Origin of the sequence: Xanthomonas sp. NCPPB 3761 (assembly GCF_041475705.2) — a bacterium.
GTDB classification, from domain to species: Bacteria; Pseudomonadota; Gammaproteobacteria; order Xanthomonadales; family Xanthomonadaceae; genus Xanthomonas; species Xanthomonas phaseoli.
On the sequence record NZ_CM191262.1, the window covers coordinates 1526135 to 1547115 of the forward strand.

10 protein-coding genes and 4 pseudogenes are annotated in these 20981 nt (G+C 63.8%); 6 read left to right on the forward strand and 8 right to left on the reverse strand.

Annotation, left to right across the window (positions count from 1 at the left end):
- Positions 1-287: 287 nt before the first annotated feature.
- From ACCQ00_RS06705 to ACCQ00_RS06720, 4 genes and pseudogenes are all read right to left on the reverse strand, one after another.
- The gene (locus ACCQ00_RS06705; protein WP_039569692.1) at positions 288-902 is read right to left on the reverse strand and encodes a DUF937 domain-containing protein; all 615 of its coding nucleotides are present in this window, start codon (positions 900-902) and stop codon (positions 288-290) included.
- Between the two features lie 292 nt (positions 903-1194).
- The gene (gene mutS, locus ACCQ00_RS06710; protein ID WP_369908157.1) at positions 1195-3750 is read right to left on the reverse strand and encodes a DNA mismatch repair protein MutS; all 2556 of its coding nucleotides are present in this window, start codon (positions 3748-3750) and stop codon (positions 1195-1197) included.
- Positions 3751-3928: 178 nt separating this feature from the next.
- On the reverse strand, positions 3929-4951 hold the full coding sequence (locus ACCQ00_RS06715) for an IS3 family transposase (RefSeq protein WP_236493351.1): 1023 nt from the start codon (positions 4949-4951) through the stop codon (positions 3929-3931).
- Positions 4924-5079 (reverse strand): annotated as a pseudogene (locus tag ACCQ00_RS06720) (transposase); the annotation flags it as partial. The pseudogene ACCQ00_RS06720 and the gene ACCQ00_RS06715, both read right to left, overlap by 28 nt.
- A gap of 146 nt (positions 5080-5225) precedes the next feature.
- Between ACCQ00_RS06720 and ACCQ00_RS06725 the strand changes: the two are divergent.
- The 4 genes and pseudogenes from ACCQ00_RS06725 to ACCQ00_RS06740 all read left to right on the forward strand — a co-directional run.
- The gene (locus ACCQ00_RS06725) at positions 5226-7313 is read left to right on the forward strand and encodes a hypothetical protein (RefSeq protein ID WP_343124839.1); all 2088 of its coding nucleotides are present in this window, start codon (positions 5226-5228) and stop codon (positions 7311-7313) included.
- Positions 7198-8138: pseudogene (locus tag ACCQ00_RS06730) on the forward strand (IS3 family transposase); the annotation flags it as partial. The gene ACCQ00_RS06725 and the pseudogene ACCQ00_RS06730, both read left to right, overlap by 116 nt.
- Before the next feature lie 64 nt (positions 8139-8202).
- On the forward strand, positions 8203-9429 hold the full coding sequence (locus ACCQ00_RS06735) for an IS256-like element ISXax1 family transposase (RefSeq protein WP_011345585.1): 1227 nt from the start codon (positions 8203-8205) through the stop codon (positions 9427-9429).
- A 37-nt stretch (positions 9430-9466) separates the two neighbouring features.
- Positions 9467-9577, forward strand: a pseudogene (locus ACCQ00_RS06740) (hypothetical protein); the annotation flags it as partial.
- Positions 9578-9590: 13 nt separating this feature from the next.
- On the opposite strand, the gene ACCQ00_RS06745 reads toward ACCQ00_RS06740, so the two are convergent.
- A protein-coding gene (locus tag ACCQ00_RS06745) for an IS3 family transposase (protein ID WP_372354089.1) occupies positions 9591-10690 on the reverse strand; the annotation gives its coding sequence in 2 pieces (ribosomal slippage) (positions 9591-10429 and positions 10429-10690; 1101 coding nt in all).
- 470 nt (positions 10691-11160) lie between these two features.
- Positions 11161-13421 (reverse strand): annotated as a pseudogene (locus tag ACCQ00_RS06750) (methyl-accepting chemotaxis protein).
- A gap of 949 nt (positions 13422-14370) precedes the next feature.
- Here ACCQ00_RS06750 and ACCQ00_RS06755 point away from each other — a divergent pair.
- Both ACCQ00_RS06755 and ACCQ00_RS06760 read left to right on the forward strand, forming a co-directional pair.
- Positions 14371-16299, forward strand: coding sequence for an alpha-L-fucosidase (locus ACCQ00_RS06755; RefSeq protein WP_039568302.1), 1929 nt, complete (start codon positions 14371-14373; stop codon positions 16297-16299).
- A gap of 166 nt (positions 16300-16465) precedes the next feature.
- Positions 16466-16819, forward strand: a complete 354-nt coding sequence (locus tag ACCQ00_RS06760; RefSeq protein WP_017155583.1) for a hypothetical protein — start codon at positions 16466-16468, stop codon at positions 16817-16819.
- Positions 16820-17056: 237 nt separating this feature from the next.
- Here ACCQ00_RS06760 and galA read toward each other — a convergent pair whose 3' ends face one another.
- Together galA and ACCQ00_RS06770 are read right to left on the reverse strand one after the other, a co-directional pair.
- Positions 17057-19624, reverse strand: a complete 2568-nt coding sequence (galA, locus tag ACCQ00_RS06765) for a beta-galactosidase GalA (protein WP_039568304.1) — start codon at positions 19622-19624, stop codon at positions 17057-17059.
- On the reverse strand, positions 19621-20832 hold the full coding sequence (locus tag ACCQ00_RS06770; protein ID WP_039568305.1) for a glycoside hydrolase family 53 protein: 1212 nt from the start codon (positions 20830-20832) through the stop codon (positions 19621-19623). Before ACCQ00_RS06770 ends, galA begins: the two co-directional genes overlap by 4 nt.
- Between the last annotated feature and the right edge of the window lie 149 nt (positions 20833-20981).

Genomic DNA, 20981 nt, shown 5'->3' on the forward strand with positions numbered 1-20981 from the left:
GCCGCTGTGTTTGTCGATGCTAGCGCCTGCCTGGAGGGCCCGGAATAGGTCGACCGCGAGCGGGCAGAGATCGCAGGGACACGCATCAGGCGGACTCATCACGGTGGCGTTGCGCACACGATAAGGAGCATCGATCATTTGGTGAATTCGAATTATTCAACCATATCGATAGCGTGCCACTATGGATAGCACGCCGGTGCCCAACCGGCGTGCCGCACGCCGATTGCATGGGGGCGGGCCGTCATCCGCATCTGCAACAGGGGCCGCCGCCCGGTTGACCTGCTGGCTCAGCGTTTGCCGAACAGGCTGCTGCCCAGCTTCATGACATCGCCCAGACCCAGCTGCCCGTCGCCGTCCTGGTCCAGTACGCTGGCCAGTAACCCGCCGGCACCGGGATGGCTGCGCGCCTGCTGATGTTCCTGTGCCAGCGCAGGCCCGAGCTGGCCGCTGGATGCGGCATCGCCGCCCAGAAAGCGCTTGGCCAGATACGCCATCACGATCGGGGCAAGCAGCTGCAATAACTGACTGGCCTTACTGGTCTCCAGCCCGGTGGCCTTGCCCAGGCCGGCAGCGGCCTGCGGCGCCTTATCGCCGAACAGATGGCCGACGATGCCGGCACCGTTGCCCTGCGCGCCGGTGGCCGAGCCACCCAATAGCGAGCCGAGCAAGCTGCCGAGGTCTGGACTGGCAGCATGGTCGCGTTGCAGTGCGCCCAGCAATGCGTCGGTGCCACCGGCCTGCTGGCTATTGCGGCCCAGCGCCCCCATCAGCAACGGCAGCGCGGCCTGCACTGCCGACTGCGCCTGCTCTGGCGCAATGCCCAGGCGGCCGGCGAGTTGCTGCAGCGGCGGCCCCTGCAACTGCGCAGCGAGCTGGTCGGTCAACGAAGCGGACATGGTCATCGGAAGGTTCCTGTCTGGCGAAGCGTTGCGGCAGGGTGCGCCGGTCGCGCCGACAGACTAATCCAGCGAGCTGCACATGACGCGCGTTACGCACGGCACGATGCAGGACTTGGCAGCCCGCAACCATGCCGTCACCACTTCCAAAATCAGCGAACAAATCCCGCAACGCAGCATCCAAATCGATTCCCGATTCCTGCCAGGCAATGCATCCGCACGCGCAGCAAGCGAAAGTCGCGCAGCTACGCTCCTACGATTCCCGATTCCCGATTCCCGATTCCCCAATCCCGACCCCTCAAAGCAACGCCTTCAACCGATACAACGCCTCCAGCGCCTGCTTGGGGGTGAGCTCATCCGGATCCAGCGCCTGCAAGGCTTCCTGTGCAGCGGAGGAGGGGGCGGTGAACAGCCCGAACTGTTGCGGCGCATCCAGCGCGGTGGGCGCCATCTGCGCGCTGTGGCTTTCGCCGCCGCGTTGTTCCAGTTCCACCAAGCGTCGGCGCGCCTGCGTCACCGCCGCCTTGGGCAGGCCGGCCAGCGCGGCCACCTGCAGGCCGAAACTGCGATTGGCCGGGCCATCTTTCACTGCGTGCATGAATACCAGGCGCTCGCCGTGTTCGACTGCGTCCAGATGCACGTTGGCGATGCCACTGGCGCCGCCGGCATGCGATTGGTCGGCCAGCGCGGTGAGCTCGAAATAATGCGTGGCAAACAGCGTGTAGCAGCGATTGGTCTGCGCCAGATGGCGTGCGACGGCATCGGCCAGTGCCAGGCCATCGTAGGTGGAGGTACCGCGGCCGATCTCGTCCATCAGCACCAGCGATTGCGGGGTGGCGTGATGCAGGATGTAGCTGGTTTCAGCCATTTCCACCATGAAGGTGGACTGCCCGCGCGCCAGGTCGTCGCCGGCGCCGATGCGGGTGAGGATGCGGTCGATCGGCCCGATCACCGCACGGCTGGCCGGCACGTAGCTGCCGATATGCGCCAACAACACGATCAGCGCGTTCTGCCGCATATAGGTCGATTTACCGCCCATGTTCGGGCCGGTGATCACCAGCATGCGGCGATCGCCGTGCAGGTCCAGATCGTTGGGTTCGAATGGTTGCTCGCGTACCGCCTCCACGACCGGGTGACGGCCGCGTTCGATGCGCAGGCACGGCGCGTCATCGAGCTCCGGTTGCGACCAATCCAGCGCCTGCGCGCGTTCGGCAAAGCCGGCCAACACATCCAGTTCGCTGAGTGCACCTGCGCAGCGCTTGAGACCTTCCAGCTCGGTGCCAAGCGCATCGAGCAGGCCTTCGTACAGCAGTTTTTCACGCGATAGCGAACGCTCGCGTGCCGACAGCACCTTGTCTTCGAAGCTCTTGAGTTCTTCGGTGATGTAGCGCTCGGCGTTGGTCAACGTCTGCCGGCGGCTGTAGTGCAACGGGGCTTTGTCCGCCTGGCCCTTGCTGATCTCGATGTAGTAGCCGTGCACGCGGTTGTAGCCGACCTTGAGCGTGGCGATGCCGCTGCTGGCGCGCTCGCGTTGTTCCAGGTCGATCAAGAATTGATCGGCATTGGTGGACAAACGACGCAGCTCGTCCAGGTCGGCGTCGTAGCCGGTGGCGATGACGCCGCCGTCGCTGAGCTTGAGCGGCGGGATCTCGGCCACTGCGCTGATCAACAGATGCGCGGTGGCATCGTGCTCGCCGAGTTCGGCATGCAGCGTCCGCAGGCGTGGCGAATCCAACGGCGCCAGGATTGCGCGCACCTTCGGCAACAGCGCCAGGCCATCGCGCAAGGTGGAGAAATCGCGCGGTCGCGCCGAGCGCAACGCCACGCGGGTCAGGATGCGTTCCAGATCGCCGAGCGCACGGAAGGCTTCGCGCAGATCGGCATCGGCACCTGCATCGATCAACGTGCCAACCGCATGGTGGCGCTGCACCAGCACATCGCGCAGGCGCAGCGGACGGTGCAGCCAGCGCCGGAGCAGACGCCCGCCCATCGGCGTGACGGTGCTGTCCAGTACGCCGAGCAAGGTGTTGCGGGTATCGCCATCGACGCGCGTATCCAGCTCCAGATGCCGGCGCGTGGCCGCGTTCATCGAGATGGCCTCGCTGGCCACCTCCATCGCGATCGAGGTCAGGTGCGGCAAGCGCTGTTTCTGGGTCTCTTCGACATAGCCCAGCAGCGCGCCGGCGGCAGCCGTGGCGCAAGGTTTGTCGTCGATGCCGAAGCCCGACAGATCGTGCAATTTGAAAAACGCCAGCAGCTGTCGGCGTCCGCTGTCGGCATCGAACAGCCACGGCGGCCGGCGCCGCACGCCGATGCGCCCGCGCAGGAAGTCCGGCCAGTTGTCTTCGTCGGGCACCAGCAGCTCGGCCGGTTCCAGGCGTGCGATTTCCGCTTCCAACGCATCGGCGCTGTCCACTTCGTTGACCAGGAAGCGCCCGCCGGCCAGATCGGCCCAGGCCAGGCCGTAGCCCTGCTTGCTGCGCGAGATCGCCATCAACAAGGTGTCGCGACGTTCGTCCAGCAGCGCCTCGTCGGTGACCGTGCCAGGCGTGACGATGCGCACCACCTTGCGCTCGACCAGCCCCTTGGCCAGCGCCGGGTCGCCGATCTGCTCGCAGATCGCCACCGACTCGCCCAGTGCCACCAAGCGCGCCAGATAGCCTTCATACGCATGCACCGGCACCCCGGCCATGGGAATCGGCGCACCGCCGGAGCTGCCGCGCTGGGTCAGGGTGATGTCGAGCAGCCGCGCGGCCTTGCGCGCGTCGTCGTAGAACAGCTCGTAGAAATCGCCCATGCGGAAGAACAGCAGCAGATCGGGGTAGTCCGATTTGGCTGCGAAGAATTGCTTCATGAGGGGTGTGTGCTCTACAGCCCCACTGGCGTTCTTGGTTTTTTCTTTTGTATCAGTGCTTTGCAAGAAATGTTCTTCCGGGATGTGGCGGTCAATCAGAGCCGATTTCGACGATTCGCGATGCCTTGTTGCACGGCGATTGCGACGACCCTTGATACGCCCAGGGTTCCGTAGACACTCAAGACCCTCGTTGCGCGTAGCGTCGTTCAAACTCTACAGGGGACAGGTCACCAGTTGAACCGTGGCGGCGGTTGGGGTTGTAGAACATCTCGATGTAGTCGAATACCTCGGCGCGTGCGGCGTCCTTGGTGGGATAGATTCGTCGCCTGATCCGCTCGCGTTTGAGCAGGCCGAAGAAGCTCTCCACGGGTGCGTTGTCGTGGCAGTTGCCACGCCGACTCATGCTGCACACCAAGCCATGGGACGCCAGGAAACTCTGCCAGTCATCGCTGGTGTAGACCGACCCTTGGTCTGAGTGAACCAAGCAACCAGCATTGGGTTTGCGCCGCCACACCGCAGACAACAAGGCCTGCACGACCAACTCGGTGTCGGCCCGATCGCGCATCGCCCAGCCGACGACCTGCCTGGAAAACAGATCGATCACCACAGCCAGGTACATCCAGCCTTCGTGCGTGCGGATGAAGGTGAAATCGCTCGCCCAGGCCGTGTCCGGCTCGGTCACGTCGAACTGTCGGTCAAGCAGGTTGGCCGCCGCCTTGCACTGCATCCCTCCATGGAAGCGCGGTTTGCGACCATAGCCCACCTGGGCACGCAATCCCTCGGCGCGCATCAATCGATGCACCCGATGGCGACTGCAACGCTCACCCAGATCGCGTAGATCCTTGGCGATCTTGCGATGCCCATACACACTGCCGCTGGCCAGCCAGTGGTGCTTGATCAGCCCCAGCAGGCGTTCGTCTTCCTTGGCGCGCTCACTGTCCGGCGACTTTAGCCACGCGTAGTATCCAGCCCGGTTCACCCGCAACACCCGGCACATCGCACACACCCTGAACTCCCCGCAGTGGGCTTGCATGAAGGCGTACTTTGCCTTTACCCCTTGGCAAAGTACGCGGCGGCCTTTTTTAGGATGTCGCGCTCCTCGGTCACTCGACGCAACTCTGCCTTCAGCCGCCGAACCTCGGCGCTCTGGTCCACCTCGGCGCGCTGTACCACGCCGGGCTTGCCGAACTTGCGCAGCCAGGCGTACAGGCTGTGCGTCGTGACACCCAGCCGCTCGGCGACGTCTGCCACCTTGAACCCACGATCCGTCACTTGCCGGACCGCCTCGATCTTGAACTCATCCGTATACCGCTTGCTGCTCATAGACATCTCCGAATCGACTATTTTCCATGGCCATGAGATGTCTAGGAAACCCTGGGCGTATCAAACTGGGATACGCGGGAACTCCTAGTGTTGCGAGTCCCTGGGGGCTAGACCGAGTCCAGCTGCCTAGTGCTGTCTCGATCGACAGCAAAGTGACCTTTAACTTTAGCGTTACCGCTCCAACGACGCCCGGTCAGTATCAGTTCGTATGGCGGATGCTTCAGGACGGGAAAGCGTCGTTCGGTGGGTTTGGATCCCAGACCGTGCAGGTCCTTCCGTCGCTCATCAAAGGGAACATCGACAGCGTCAACTACAGTTCAATCTCTGGCTGGGCGTGTTCAACGTATTTGAACCGCTCGGTCGATGTGCATATGTATCTGGGCGGTTCCGCTGGTTCTGGAACCTTCGCGGGGGCCACGGCAGCGACATTGCCAAGCGATGCCGGCATCGCTAGCGCTTGTAGTGCTTCGGGCAGCAACTACCGATTCTCATACCCCCTTGATGAGAACTTCATCATCCAGAACGGCGGTAAGGCCATTTATATCCATGGCCTGTCTCCGGTAGGAGCCTCAAACGACACCCTTTCCGGGTCGGGCGCAGTCGCCGTGCCTGCATCGGTGATCAAAGGGCGGATCGAGGGTATCCAGGACAACAAGGCGATTGTCGGCTGGGCGTGTTCTGCAGGACTACGCCGATCGATTGACGTCCATATGTATGCGGGCGGGCCCGCTGGTAGCGGCACGATTGCGGCCATCGCCAGTGCAAACCTTGCCAGCGAACCCGGCGTCGCCAGCGCCTGCTCATCGTCAGGGAGCAACTACCGCTTCTCAATTCCAGTTACCGAAGACCTGATCCGAAGCCAAGGCGGCAAGCCGTTCTATATCCACGGCATTTCTCCGGTCGGTCGGGACAACTCCCTCATTGATGGGTCGGGTGCACTCTCGATTCCTGCTATGCAGCGTAATGCTGCTTTCGTGTCTCAGAACATGCCTGCCCAGCTGCCAACCGGACGTTCTGTCACCGGGTCCGTGCGGTTCACGAACACGGGAAATGTCACCTGGCGCCAGGGGCAGGGATATCGGGCTGTGTTGGTTGGCGATGCGCGAGGATGGTCGCCAGGCGAAGTGGGCCTGCCATCCGATGTTCCGCCTGGCGGAAGTGTGGACTTCAACTTTAGCCTCCGCGCCCCCCTTGGTGCGGGCGGTTACAACCTGCGTTGGCGAATGCGCGATGGTAGCGGTGATTTCGGTAATGAATCCAGCAACCAGGTCGTGCAGGTGGTGGCGCCGCCACCGGTGGAGCATGGCGTTGGCCTGGCGGCACGTAGCTACGTCTACGATGCGAACCAGCAGCTGTGCAAAGTGATTGAGCCCGAGAGCGGGTCGACCGTCATGGCCTACGACGCGGCTGGCAATCTGGCATGGTCGGCCAGCGGCCTTGACCTCCCCAGCACGACCAGCTGCGACCTGGAAGCCGCTGCTGCCAGTGGCCGCCAGGTGGTGCGCACCTACGACACTCGCAATCGCCTCAAGACCCTGCGGTTCCCTGACAAGAATGGCAATCAGGATTGGTCCTACACGCCGGACGGACTGCCTGCACAGGTCACGACATGGAACGATGCCGGTGGCTCGTCTGTCGTCAATGCCTATAACTACAACAAACGTCGGATGCTGACATCCGAATCGTCTGGTCAAACCGGTTGGTATACCTGGTCCATCGGCTACGGCTATGACGGGAATGGAGCGCTTGCAAGTCAGGCCTATCCCACCGGGCTGTCAATCAACTATGCGCCAAATGCTCTTGGTCAGCCGACCGATGTGCGCGATCAATTTGGGAACGTCTACGCATCGGGTATTGGCTACTACCCCAATGGAGCGGCGCGGCAGTTCACCTATGGCAATGGTGTGAGCCACTCGCTCGTGCTCAATGGGCGTCAGATGCCCCAGCAGGTGCGGGACAACAATGTCGCTTCGTTTGAGTATCAATACGACGCCAACGACGTCCCCCCGATTTTGAGTAGCACCGCAGTTTGGAGTCCAATTCCCTACCCCGAGGAGATTGGACGTGAAGAAGCGCTTTTCCGAAGAACAGATCATTGGCTTCCTGCGCGAAGCCGAAGCGGGCGTGGCGATCAAGGACCTGTGCCGGCGCCATGGCTTCAGCGAGGCCTCTTACTACCTGTGGCGCAGCAAGTTCGGCGGGATGAGCGTGCCCGATGCCAAGCGGCTCAAAGACCTTGAAACGGAGAACGCGCGGCTGAAGAAGTTGCTGGCCGAGCAGCTGTTTGAGAACGATCTGATCAAGGATGCGCTGCGAAAAAAGTGGTGAGCGCGCCGGCGCGTCGTGCGCTGGTGCGCGAGTGGATGGGGTGCGGTGCCAGCGAGCGCCGCGCCTTGGCAGCGATCGGCATGAGCGCCAGCGCGCTGCGCTACTGCCCACGCGAAGATCGCAACGTTGAGCTGCGCGAGCGCATCGGTGCGTTGGCGCATCGCCATCGCCGTTATGGCGTGGGCATGATCTATCTCAAACTGCGACAGGAAGGCCGCATCGTGAACTACAAGCGTGTGGAGCGGTTGTACCGCGAGCAGCAGCTGCAAGTCCGCCGCCGCAAGCGCAAGAAAGTCCCGGTAGGCGAGCGTCAGCCGCTGCTGCGGCCATCGCAGGCCAACCAGGTATGGTCGATGGACTTCGTGTTCGACCGCACTGCCGACGGTCGGGTGATCAAGTGTCTGGTGATCGTGGACGACGCCACGCACGAAGCGGTCGCCATCGAGGTGGAGCGCGCAATAGCGGGCCATGGCGTGACGCGTGTGCTGAATCGGCTCGCCATCCGCCGCGGCTTGCCGCAGGTGATCCGCACGGACAACGGCAAGGAGTTTTGCGGCAAGGCGATGGTGGCCTGGGCGCATGCGCGTGGCGTGCAGTTGCGACTCATCCAACCCGGCAAGCCGAATCAGAACGCCTACGTTGAATCGTTTAACGGCCGCCTGCGCGACGAATGCCTCAACGAACACTGGTTCCCGACACTGCTGCATGCACGCACCGAGATCGAGCGCTGGCGCCGGGCGTGTCCTAGATTTTGTGTAACCGGGCCACAGGCAGGAGACTGCCACCTAACCCGGAGACACCATGAGCCCACGCACACATGAGGTACCCGACGAGCTGCTTAGCAGCCTGTTGGTCAACTACACCAAACCCGAGGATCTGATCGGCGAGAACGGCCTGCTCAAGCAGCTGACCAAGCGGTTGGTGGAGCGGGCGCTGGACGCGGAGATGACCGAACACCTCGGTCATGACAAGCATGAGCCGGTCGCCAACGCGGCCGGCAACACGCGCAACGGACGCAGCCGCAAGACGCTCAAGGGCGAGTTCGGCGAGCTGCCGATCGAGATTCCGCGTGATCGCCACGGCAGCTTCGCGCCACAGCTGATCCCCAAGCACCAGACCCGCTGGGCCGGCTTCGATGACAAGATCTTGTCGTTGTACGCGCGCGGCATGACCGTGCGCGAGATCCAGTCGCACCTGGAGGAGATGTACGGCACCGAGGTGTCGCCGAGTCTGATTTCCTCAGTCACCGATGCGGTCGTCGAGGAGGTCAAGGCGTGGCAGGCGCGGCCACTGGATCCGGTCTATCCGATCGTCTATCTGGACTGCATCCACGTCAAAGTGCGCGAGGGCGCGGTGCGGGTCAAGGCGGTGTACCTGGCCATCGGCATCACCATGGGCGGCGAGAAGGAAGTGCTGGGCCTATGGCTGGCGCAGGCCGAGGGTGCCAAGTTTTGGCTGCAAGTCGTGACGGAGCTACGCAACCGCGGGGTGCAGGACATCTTCATTGCCTGCGTCGATGGCCTGAAGGGGTTTCCCGAGGCGATCGAGGCGGTGTTCCCGCAGACCACCGTGCAGCTGTGCATCGTGCACATGGTGCGGCACAGCCTGAACTACGTCTCGTGGAAACGCCGCGCCGAGGTTGCCGCCGATCTCAAGCGCATTTACGCCTGCGCCACCGTCGAGGAGGCCGAGCAGGCACTGACCGAGTTCGAGGCCAAGTGGGACGCCCAGTACCCGCCCATCAGCCAGTCATGGCGGCGCAATTGGTCACGACTGATCCCGTTCTTCGACTACCCACCGGAGATCCGCAAGGTGATCTATACGACCAACGCCATCGAGTCGGTCAACATGAGCCTGCGCAAGCTGACCAAGAACCGCGGCGCGTTCCCCAGCGACGAAGCCTTGATGAAACTGTTCTACCTGGCTCTGCGCAACATCACCAAGAAATGGACGCTGCCGATCCGCGACTGGAAGGCTGCGCTGAACCGCTTTACGATCCAGTTCGAGGGGCGACTTCCTCAGCGGTAACCCAAACCACGGTTACACAAAATTCTGCACACGCTCCTGGCGCCGCGAATACAACGAGGAGCGACCCAAGAAAGCAATTGGCGGCATGACGCCCTCCGCGTATGCCCAACAGTTGGCCAACGCCGCTATCATCAACCCCGGACTCTAAACCTGGCCGCTACTCAGGGCGGGGGGACGTCGCCGTGTTCTCGGGCCAATTCCGCAGGGGTTTTCCATGCCAGTGCACTGTGGGGCCGCTCCTCGTTATAGAAGCGCCGCCACGCTTCGATTTCGCTCCGTGCATCGGCTAGGGACAAGAACCAATGCTCGTTCAGACACTCCTGTCGCAGCCGGCTGTTGAAGCTTTCCACCATCGCGTTGTCCGTTGGCGTGCCACGTCGGGAAAAGTCCAGCCCTACGCCGTTCTCATAGGCCCAGCGGTCCATCACCTTGCCGGCAAACTCACTGCCGTTATCCACTTTGATCGCTTCCGGCTTGCCTCGTTGAACGACCAGCCGCGCCACTGCGTCGGCGACATCGTCAGCGCCCAAGGACTGATCCACGAAGATATCCAGGCACTCATGCGTGAAGTGGTCCAGCACCGGCAGCAGCCGGAAGCGACGGCCATCGAACAGCGCGTCACTGACGAAGTCCATGCCCCACAGCGTGTTGGGCGCCGTGGCCACCTTGATCGGTTGCCGGCGACGACTACTGCGACTACGTCGCGGGCAGCAATGCCGCAACGACAGGCCTTCTTCCTTGTAGATGCGATGCACCCGCTTGTGGTTGTCCCGCCAGCCTTCGCGCCGCAGCATCACCGCCACGCGTTCGCAGCCATAGTGGATGCGCGTCTGCGTGATCTCGCGCATCCGCAAGCGGATGGCGCTGCAGTCGCGCGCCTTGGCCTTGTACGAAAACGCCGAGCGCGACATCGCCACGATCCGCAATGCGCGTCGTTCGCTCACGCCGAAGCGCTCCCTCAAGCGGGCAACCCAGCTGCGCTTCTGGGGCGCCCTCAGAGTTTTTTTGTGACCACCTCCTGGAGCATCGCCTTGTCCAGGCTCAGGTCGGCAACCAGCTGCTTGAGCTTGCGGTTTTCCTCTTCCAGCACACGCAGGCGCTTCAGCTCAGAGGGGCCAAGCCCACCGTATTTCTTGCGCCACACATAGAACGTCGCCTCCGCGATGCCCATCTTGCGGCACACCTCGCCAACCGCCATCCCCAGCTCGACCTGCTTGAGCGCGTACGCGATCTGCTCTTCGGTAAAATGCGACTTCTTCATCGCCTGATTCCTCGTGATCCACGGGGCCCATGCGAGGCGAAGTCTCTACTTTACGTTGGCACGGTTTTTCTGGGGTGGGTCAGTCAGCGCGGGTGCGCCTATTGGACGCATCAGAGGTCTGATATCGGACAAACCGTGACGTGTTCGATGTCCGTTTCCTCGTGGCGAGGGCGGGCCATGTCGACCCCGTCTCGATTTGCGGATGCGCTGCCTGGCACATCTTGGCGTACATCCCGGGCCGGCCTTACTGGCGACATGCAAGGCCGGCGACTTGCGTAGCCGGCCTCATGGTCTAACCATTTGTTATCGAAAGCGGTGAGCACATTCCCCGAATGGCGATCGGCCGGACGGGGAGGGTGCGCAAAGACCGTGGTGCGGGAGTGCGTGGTCTATCTCATCCCCGACACTCGCCACGCGCAACCGACGATTGCGCAATCGTCAGGGCAGTTGTGGTTGGAATGTCTGCCGGCTCAGAACTCCTGCCAGTCGGCACTGTTGCTTGAGACGCTTGCCACTGCCGCCTGCCTGGCAGGACGCTTGACCGCGGCCATGGCGAGCTCGCGCTTGGGCGGGGCCGCTGGCCTGCTTTTGGGCTGCAGCACGGCGGGCGCAACTGGGCGGATGGCGGCCGGCCGGTCGGCTTGGATCTTGAAGATCGACACCGCCTGGGTGAGTTCGCCGGCCTGTTCTTCCATCGAACGTGCGGCAGCAGTGGCTTCTTCCACCAGCGCGGCGTTTTGCTGGGTGGTTTCGTCCATCTGGGTGACGGTGAGGTTGACCTGTTCGATGCCCGCCGACTGTTCCTGCGAAGCCGCGGAGATCTCGCCCATGATGTCGGTGACGCGCTGCACGCTGGCAACGATTTCCGCCATGGTGGTGCCGGCGGTGTGCACCAAGGTGGAACCTTCTGCCACCCGCTGTACCGAATCGTCGATCAGGCTCTTGATCTCCTTGGCGGCCGCGGTGGAGCGCTGCGCCAGCGTTCGCACTTCGCTGGCCACCACGGCAAAGCCGCGGCCCTGTTCGCCGGCGCGCGCCGCTTCCACCGCGGCGTTGAGCGCCAGGATGTTGGTCTGGAACGAGATGCCGTCGATGACGCTGATGATGTCGGCGATCTTCTTGGACGAGGCCTCGATACCGCTCATGGTGCCGACGACCTTGCTGACGACGTCGCCACCTTGCGAGGCGACGCTGGCAGCGCCGATCGCCAGTTGATTGGCTTGGCGGGCGTGCTCGGCATTCTGGCGCACGGTGGAAGTGAGTTCTTCCATCGACGCTGCGGTTTCTTCCAGATTGGCAGCCTGCTGTTCGGTGCGCTGCGACAAATCCTGATTGCCGGCGGCGATTTCACTGGCGGCCGCGTTGATCGACACCGCCGAGTGCTGGATGCGCCCGACGATTTCGGCCAGCTGCGTGGCGGTGGCATTGGCATCGTCGCGCATCTGCGCGAACACGCCCTTGAAATCGCCGCTCATGCGTGCGGTCAGGTCGCCTGCAGCGATGGATCGCAGCAGCGAGGACAGCGACTGCAGGTTGCCGTCCGCGGTGGACATCAACTGGTTGAGGCTGTCGACCATGATGTGGAAGTCGTACTGGAAGCGGCCGGCATCGCCACGCGCGCTGAAGTCGCCATTGGCGGCGGACTGCGCAAGTTGCTTGATTTCCGCGTTCATCGCCGACAGGTTGGCCTTGACCTCGTCCATGGTCTGCGTAAGCACGGCTTTTTCGCCGGGCAATGCGTCCATGCTCACGCTCAGGTCGCCAATGGCATAGCGTCCCATGATGCGGGCGAGCGTGGTCTGCACCTCAAGATGCGAGGCAACCAGCGCGTTGGTGTCCTGTGCCATGCGGCCGTACTCGCCGGGGAACGCATCGGCGTCGATTCGGAAGCTGGTCTGTCCTTGGTCATGGCGCTTGGCCATGTCGGTCTGCGCGTGCAGCAACGACTGCAACTGCGTCTGCATGCCGCTCATGGCACGTAGCAGGCGACCGGTTTCATCTTGCGCGTCGGACTGCACCTGGTTGTCCAGTTGGCCCTTGGCAATGGCTTCGGCGGCCTTGGTGGCGCGGGCGAGCGGGTGGGTGAGGCTGCGGGTGATCAGCCAGGCGAGCAGGGCGCTGATGGTGACCACGGCCACGCCGCCGATAAACAACAGCCACTTGGCGCGGGTCAGCGACTGCACAGCGTCGGTGTAAGCTTGCTGGCTCTGCTCTTCCTGCCGGCTGACCAGCTGGCGGATCTTGTCCTGCCATGCGGCGTTGGCCTGACGCCCCGTCTCGTTGAGCAGTGCCTGCGCGGCTGCGTTTTCGTCTTTGGCCGCCAGTGCCATGACCTCATCATTGATCTTGCCGGAAATCAGGCGCTGCGCATCCATTTCCTTGCGAATCTTGCGGCCTTCTTCCGAGGTGGGCAGCGTATCGAGCTTTTCGCGCAGTTCCTTGTAGCGCAGGCGTTGCGCCTTGATCGCTTCCAACGCCTGCGTGTTGAGCGCTTCGCTGGTGGCCATGGCGTAGGTGCTCAAGGCGATCATGATCGACGAGTTGGCGTCCAGCTCCCATTGCCCATCTGGATCTTGGCCATACGATCCAGCACGATGAAATCCAGCTGCTTCCTGGCGCTGGCCATCGAGCTCAGCCCGGTCGCGACCAGCAAGCCGGAAAGCACGATCAGCAGGCCGAAGGCGGCGCCGAGACGGCGACCGACGGAATAACGTTGAAGTAAGGCGGTCATGCGGCAATCCCGGAATCGAAGTGGATGGGCGCCGTCCGGTCCGCTGCGTGAAGAACGCATGAAGGTAGGGCAGCATCGGGATAACGACAGGAAATCGGCAAACCTGACCGCCCGCGGTACCGCTCGGATTTAGGCCCGAGTTGTGAGCGTCGACGTTCAGGCCCCAGCGCCGGCAAGCGCTGCATCAGGACGTCTAATCATGGCAGAGGCTGCTTTCTGTGCCGTCATTGCTGACCTCTGCTGCTCATTTCGTTGCAGTTGTCGGGTCTGCTGCCTGCGACCTATCCGTGCGACACCCGCGCATGGAGGACTGCAATCAGGAATGGCGTGCCGCCGTCGACGCCCCGGGCGATCGGCTGGCCGCGCTGCGCCAGGCGCGCTGCTGAAGCCGATGCTGATGTCGCATCCGGTTCCACTTGTCTCGCCGAACACCTGATACGACCCGTCTTCCTGGATCGTCGTCCTTACACAGAGCAGGGCTGTCGCCGCGGTGGAACGACCGACGGATGAGCGCATGCCGGAACACCCAAGGCATCCAAAGCCACGTCTCGCGGGCTCTGAGCCCGGGTAGATTTGCGATAGGCGCGCCATCGCGTGTCTTGTTGTCCTGCTACATGTCGGCACCAGACGCGGCGCGGCGAAATCTCCGAATGACTGCCGGTTGGCCCGAACGATGGAAATTCAGCATCACCGCTCAGGGTTCTTTGCTGGAACTGGAGCCGATTCGGGCGCGCTTCCGCGATCTGACGCGAAAGCCGGCAAGGCACCGTGCGGCGAACCATTCGCCGTTGACCATGAACGCATGTCGCATGCTTCCACGTTCTTCGACGCCAGCCGGGACGGCGCCAGTGCGTGTGCGGTGCTTGCATCACCATCCGTTGCTGCGGGGCAGGACTCTTCGCCATTGGAAAAGCTAAGATCGAAACTTGTGCAAAGTCGGAAGTCGCCAATGATCGATCGTCGTACCTTTCTTGCCACGGGTGTGGTGGCCGCTGCCGCCAGTTTCGGCGCGTCGGCAGCGGGCATCGCGCCGGCGCCGCGCGCCAGCGGGCCGGCGCCGTGGGGTGTGGTGCCCAGCCCGCGACAGCTGCGCTGGCATCGGTGGGAGCAATACGCCTTCGTGCATTTTGCGATGAATACCTTCACCGACAAGGAATGGGGCTACGGCGACGAGGATCCGCGCAAATTCGATCCCAGCGATTTTTCAGCCGATCAGATCGTCGCCGCTGCCAAGGCCGGCAATCTGAAAGGGCTGATTTTCACCGCCAAGCACCACGATGGATTCTGCCTGTGGCCGACACGCCTGACCGAGCATTGCATCCGCAATTCGCCCTACAAAAACGGCAAGGGTGACATCGTCGGCGAGATGGCCGCGGCATGCCGACGCGCGGGCCTGGCCTTCGGCATCTATCTCTCCCCCTGGGATCGCAACCACGCCGAATATGGCCGCCCCGGCTATCTGGACTATTTCCGCAAACAGATCGTCGAACTCTGCACAGGCTACGGCGACCTGTTCGAGTTCTGGTTCGACGGCGCCAATGGCGGCGACGGCTATTACGGTGGCGCGCGCGAATCGCGCAAGATCGATGCGCCTGCGTACTACAACTGGCCGCGGATGATCGAGCTGGTGCATCGGCATCAGCCGATGGCATGTACCTTCGATCCGCTCGGCGCCGATATCCGGTGGGGCGGCAACGAAGACGGCATCGCTGGCGATCCGTCCTGGCCGACCATGCCCAATGCGCCATACACCCAGGAAAACGGCAATTCCGGCGTGCGCGGGGGAGCGCTGTGGTGGCCGGCCGAAACCAATACGTCGATCCGTCCGGGCTGGTTCTATCACGCCGACGAAGACGGCAAGGTGCGCAGCCCGGAGAATCTGGTGCGCTACTTCGACACCTCGGTGGCGCGCGGTACCAACATGAACCTCAATCTGCCCCCCGACCGACGCGGCCGCATCCCCGACCACGACGTGGCGGTGCTGCAGAGTTTCGGCGATGCGATACGCGCCAGTTTCGCCATCGACCTGGCCAAGGGCGCCAAGGCCAGTGCCAGCGCGTCGCGCGGTGCCGGGTTCGAGCCGGCGCGCGTGCTCGATCGCCAGCCGGACAGCTACTGGTCTACGCCGGATGAGATCACCACGCCGACGCTGACGCTGGAACTGTCGACGGCGCACAGCTTCGACCTGATTCGGTTGCGCGAATACCTGCCGCTGGGCGTGCGCGTTACCCGCTTCGCGGTCGAAGCCGAGGTCGATGGGCAATGGCGGCGGTTGGCCGAGGCGCAGTGCATCGGTGCACAGCGGATCGTGCGCCTGGAGCGCCCGATCGCCGCACGCCGGGTGCGCCTGGTCGTGCTCGAGGCGCCGGTCTGCCCGGCGATCAGCGAATTCGCCCTGTTCCGCGCCGTTGCGCCGGTGCCGGTCGCGCGCCCGGTGGCGAATGCGCCGGACGTGCTGTCCACCGCCGGCTGGCGCATCGTCGAAGCGAGCGCGCCAGGGGCGGAGAAGTTGCTCGACGACGATGCCAGCACGATCTGGATCACGCCCGCACCGACGCCGGGCCATCCCGTGCAGGCGACCATCGACCTCGGCGCGTCGCGTCAGGTTGCCGGGTTCAGCCTCACGCCCTCGCGCGCAGTGATGACCGGTGCGGCGCCGCCGAAGGGCTATCGCGCCGAAACCAGCGAAGATGGCCAGCACTGGCAGCCGGCCGGCGCCGGTGAGCTCTCCAACATCGCCTATGCGCTCTCGACCCAGCGGCTGAATTTCCCCGAGGTCCGCCAGATCCGCTATCTGCGGCTGTCGTTCGCGGAGACGGCGGTGCCCGCCGAGCGGCTGGCGATCGCAGGGATCGGTGCGTTCTCACGCTTGCGATAAGAGCGTGCACTACCGCGCGGCCGTGCGCCGCGTGGGAGGGTATCGCTGGGTGGCGACAGTTTCGCGCGTCGAACACGTCAAGCGACGCGATGGAGAGGGCGCTGGCCGCAGTCGCACCATGTGGCGAACCTGAATCGTCAACCTGGCTTGCACGCCGTCGTTCCAGATGAGGCGCTATGGTGCGCGGCGCATGACGCAGGCGACCTGGTTGGATATGGAACAGAAACAACACGAGTGGATGCAGGCGGTGACCGAGGCGCTCAGCGATCTGCTGGCCGCGCGCGTGGCCCAGTCCACGCTGCTGGAGGCGATGCTGGTCTCGCATCCGGATCCGGTGACGCTTAGAAAGGCGTGGGATGAGTTGTCGTCCCAGCGCATCGCCTATGTGGCACAGAACAAAGCGCTGGCCGACGACCCGCGCCCGATGGATGCCCAGACACTGGAGCAGTTCCGCGCGTGGGAAGACAAGTTCAACCGCTATTTTCCGCGCGACCCGGCTGCCGGAAGTGCGCAGACCTGAGGCTGCCGATGTGACGCGAACGTAGGGGGCCGACCTGTCAGGGCTGCCGACGATGTGCGGGCCGTGGCCAAAGCCCGCATGCGATCTTTCTAGCCCGGGATCACCTGCTCGATCGTCGCCGCCAGCAAACCTACCGATGGACGGCCTGCGACGCGCGTATGGCGCCGCTACGCTGCCGAGGCCACCACTGGCCCCGGTCACGCAGCACGTTCGGTTGCCGTACGCGGCGATTGCGTTTCAAGCCACCGACGCGCGCGCTCGCGTGGGCTCGGCAGGCAGGCACAACGTGGATGCGGTCAGCCCAGGCGCAGCTGCCTGCAGCACGATGTCGCCGCTGCTGCGCGTGGTTTGCAGCAGCGCCGCACACAGGCCGTTGAACGCCTTGCGCCGCGGCGCCTTGTCGTCTTCGTGGCTGCTGGGATCGCCATTGCCGACACCAATCAGTTGCGCGGGTCCACGCAGCGTAAATTGCACCAGGTTGTCGGCAGTCGGTACCAGGCGGCCTTGCGCATCGAGGATTTCCACCTTCACCACGGCCACATCTTCGGCATCGGCACGTAGCGTGTTGCGGTCGCAGCTCAAGCGAATCGCTGCCGGCGTGCCCGTGGTTTCGCGGCGCTGGCTGAGGACCAGTTTGCCGCCGCGATAGCCGCGCGCTTCGATCATGCCGGGCGCATAGGCCACGCGCCATTCGACATGGCCGTAGGCCCGCACCTGCTGCAGGCCCTGGCTGACACCATTGACCAGCAGTTCCACCGCCTCGAGATTGCTATGGCACCAGACCGCGATGTGGCCGTTGTCGTCGGGCTGCAGCACGCCGTCCCAGTTCCAGTGCGGGAACAGATGCAGGACCGGTTCGCTGGTCCATTGCGCGCGGTAGTACCAGTAATTGTCTTTCGGAAAGCCGCAGCTATCGAGCACGCCGAATTGCGAAGCCACATTCGGCCAGCGGTTGTAGGGCGTGGGCTCGCCGCGATAGTCGAAGCCCGTCCAGATGAAGCCGCCGGCGATATACGGGCGTTGCGCGACATAGCTCCACCAGGCTTCGGCGGTGCTGGCCCACCAGGGGTGGTCCAGGTCGTAGGCGCGGGTATAGCCGCGTTGCTCGTCGCGCTGATAGTTGCCGCGCACCGACACGGTGCTGCCGGTTTCGCTGCCGTAGATCGGGATGTGGGGGTATTGCGCATGGAAGCCATCCATCTGGCTGGTGCGGTAGTTGAAGCCGACCACATCCACCACCTGGCCCACGCCGTCACCGAAACCTTTGTCCATGGCGAAGGTGGTGGGGCGGGTGGGATCGAGCTGGCGCACGCGTTGTTGCATGCGGGTCACGATGCGTGCACCGCGCTCGGTCACTTGCTGCGGTTCCTCGTTGCCGAGCGACCACAGGATGACGCTGGGATGATTGCGGCCACGCCGTACCATCGTTTCCAGTTCGCCCATGGCCTCAGGATCGGTCGACATGCGACGGGTTTCTTCGATCACCAACATGCCCAATCGGTCGCACAGCGCGAGCAATGCCGGGGTGGCCGGATTGTGCGAGCTGCGGTAGGCGTTGCAGCCCATCGACTTGAGCTGGCGCAGGCGCCATTCGTGCAGCGCATCCGGGATGGCGGTGCCCACACCTGCGTGATCCTGATGATTGTTGGTGCCGTGCAACTTGAGCGGTGCGCCGTTCAACAGGAAGCCGCGCTGTGCGTCGAAGGCGATGCTGCGCACGCCAAACGGCGTGACCAGCGCATCGACTGCAGTGCCATCGCTGTGCACGCTGCTGGTCAGGCTGTAGAGCTGGGGCGTGTCGATCGACCACAGCGCGGCCGGCCCGAGCGGCAAGGTCTGTTCGACCACCTGCAGCTGTCCGGGTGCGACGGTGACCACTGCGCTGGCCGCTTGCGCCACGGTGCGTCCATCCGGTGCGGTGATACGCGTCTGCACAATGCACTGGCGTGGCGTGGCGCCGTCGTTGCGCACTTCGGTGGAGAGTTGCGCAGTGGCATTGCCATCCTGCACGGTGCTGCGCACGAACACCCCGTCTTGCGGGATGTGGAGCGGGGCGGTCTTCTGCAGCCACACATGCCGGTAGATGCCGGCGCCTTCGTAGAACCAGCCTTCGCCCAGCGTGGCATCCACGCGGATGGCGATGATGTTGGGCTTGCCGTAGTCGAGCACGTCGCTGAGGTCGACTTCGAAGCCGCAATAGCCGCTGGCATTGCGGCCGACGATGTGCCCATTGCAGAACACGATGCACTCACGGAACACGCCATCGAACACCAGGGCGATGCGCTTGCCCAGATCGCTTGCCGGAATCTGCAATATGCGCCGATACCAGCCCACGCTGTTCTCCGGAAAGCTCGTGCCCAGCGGCTTGTAGCCGTGCGCGGCAGCCGGGTCTTCCTCGGTGATGGAGGCCGAGATCGGCTCCTGCCGAAACGGCAGGCCAACGGCCCAATCGTGGGGGAGATCCACCTGCTGCCAGTTACTGTCGTCGAATGCCAGTTGCGCGGCAGTGGCGGTGTCCTTGCCGGCCTTGGCGAAGGTGCGTTGGAACGTGCCGAACTCGAAATCGCGCGCAGCATCGCTGGCATGGCCCAGGTGGAAGCGCCAACCGAAGTCGAACAGCAGACGCTCACGCGGTGCCAGCGCTGCATCGCCCAGCGTTGATGCTGAGACTGCGTGTTTGGTCGCAGCCGGTGCAGCCGTAGCGCCGGCCGACGCCAAAGCGCCGGCTGCGCCCGCCGGCAGTGCGGCGCTCACCCCACTGGCCAGCATGCCGCGCAGCAACTCACGCCGATTGATGCCGCTCATGGTTGTGTCCTTTTGCCGGCTGCTGCGGAACCATCTGGTGTACTGGCAGCATGTTGGCTTGCGTTGGGCTTACTTGAGGCAGGCACGCCGGTATACGGGTGGCGCATGAAGTCGATCGCCGGCAGCACCTCGTTGTCGTGCTTGAAGTCGAAGAAGCTGGCGTTTTCCCACGACGAGCCGGTGCCCCAGCGCGTTTTGCAACGGCTGCTGGTCCATGCCGGCTCCCAATACACCACGCCCGCCCCGCCGGCATCGATGACCAGTTGGGTGAGGTCCACCATGTAGCGTGCCTGGCCTTGCGGCGTCGCCGGGTAGCCGGCAATCAGCGAGTCTTCGCCGAGCAGGTTGTGCGAGGTGTCGCCTGCGTCCAGCGTCCACGGGTACGCGGTTTCCACCACCACCACATCGGCGTCATAACGGCCGCGCAGACGCCTGATGGTCTTGCCCAGTTCGGCCATCGATTGCGTGGACCACTTGCGGTAGTAGCTGATGCCGATCAGATCGAAATCGGTGACGCCGGCCTTGGTGGCGTCGGCGAACCACGGCTGCACATTTTCCGGTTGGGCGATATGCAGCATCACCCGCGGCTTGATCGTCGAGCGCGCGCTCATGTCGCGCACCGCCTTGATGCCGGCGTTGAACAGCTTGGCGTTGCGCTGCCAATCGATCGGGCGCTTCTTGTCCCAGGGCGTGCTGTCCATCAGGTCGGAATTGCTTTCGTTGCCCACTTGCACGAGCTCGGGCATCAAGCCGGCGCGGTCGAGCGCACTGAGCGTGTCGTAGGTGAAGCCATACAGCGTACGCGCCAGCTCGTCGGTGTCGGTGATGCTGGCCCAGGCCTTGGGAATCAGTTGCTTTTCGCCGTCGGCCCAATCGTCGGAGTAGTGCAGATCCAGCAGCACCTGCATGCCGTGCGCGCGTGCACGCGCAATGGTCTTCTTCACGTCCGACAGGTCGCTGTACTTGGTCCAGCGCGCATCGTTCCACAAGCGCACGCGCACCAGATTGGCGCCGTGTGCGTGGAACAGTTCGAACGGATCGGTGACCACGCCGTTCTCGCGGTATTGCACGCCGCACTCTTCCATCTCGTTGACGTAGGACAGGTCCGCGCCGAGATACAACGTGGCGGGAGCCGGGGCGGCGTGTGCGAAGGTGGAAATGGCCAGCGCCAGGAGCGCGGGCGTCCAGAGACGGCGGGGTGAGCGCATGCAATTCCTCGACAGAGACAACGTGGAGCGGGCGACAGCATGCCGCAGGCGGCCGTGCTGCCGTGCGGCCGCTGTGCGCAGTCCAATCCTGGCGTGCAGACTGGATTGCGCACAATGGCTGCGATGTCATGCAGGTGTGCAGCCATCAG

What these genes read in the sequence shown, in the direction of transcription:
- ACCQ00_RS06770 (WP_039568305.1), bottom strand. Translation starts at nt 20,832, where the DNA reads ATGCGCTCACCCCGCCGTCTCTGGACGCCCGCGCTCCTGGCGCTGGCC.
- galA (WP_039568304.1), bottom strand. Translation starts at nt 19,624, where the DNA reads ATGAGCGGCATCAATCGGCGTGAGTTGCTGCGCGGCATGCTGGCCAGT.
- mutS (WP_369908157.1), bottom strand. Translation starts at nt 3,750, where the DNA reads ATGAAGCAATTCTTCGCAGCCAAATCGGACTACCCCGATCTGCTGCTG.
- ACCQ00_RS06760 (WP_017155583.1), top strand. Translation starts at nt 16,466, where the DNA reads ATGAGGCGCTATGGTGCGCGGCGCATGACGCAGGCGACCTGGTTGGAT.
- ACCQ00_RS06755 (WP_039568302.1), top strand. Translation starts at nt 14,371, where the DNA reads ATGATCGATCGTCGTACCTTTCTTGCCACGGGTGTGGTGGCCGCTGCC.
- ACCQ00_RS06705 (WP_039569692.1), bottom strand. Translation starts at nt 902, where the DNA reads ATGACCATGTCCGCTTCGTTGACCGACCAGCTCGCTGCGCAGTTGCAG.
- ACCQ00_RS06735 (WP_011345585.1), top strand. Translation starts at nt 8,203, where the DNA reads ATGAGCCCACGCACACATGAGGTACCCGACGAGCTGCTTAGCAGCCTG.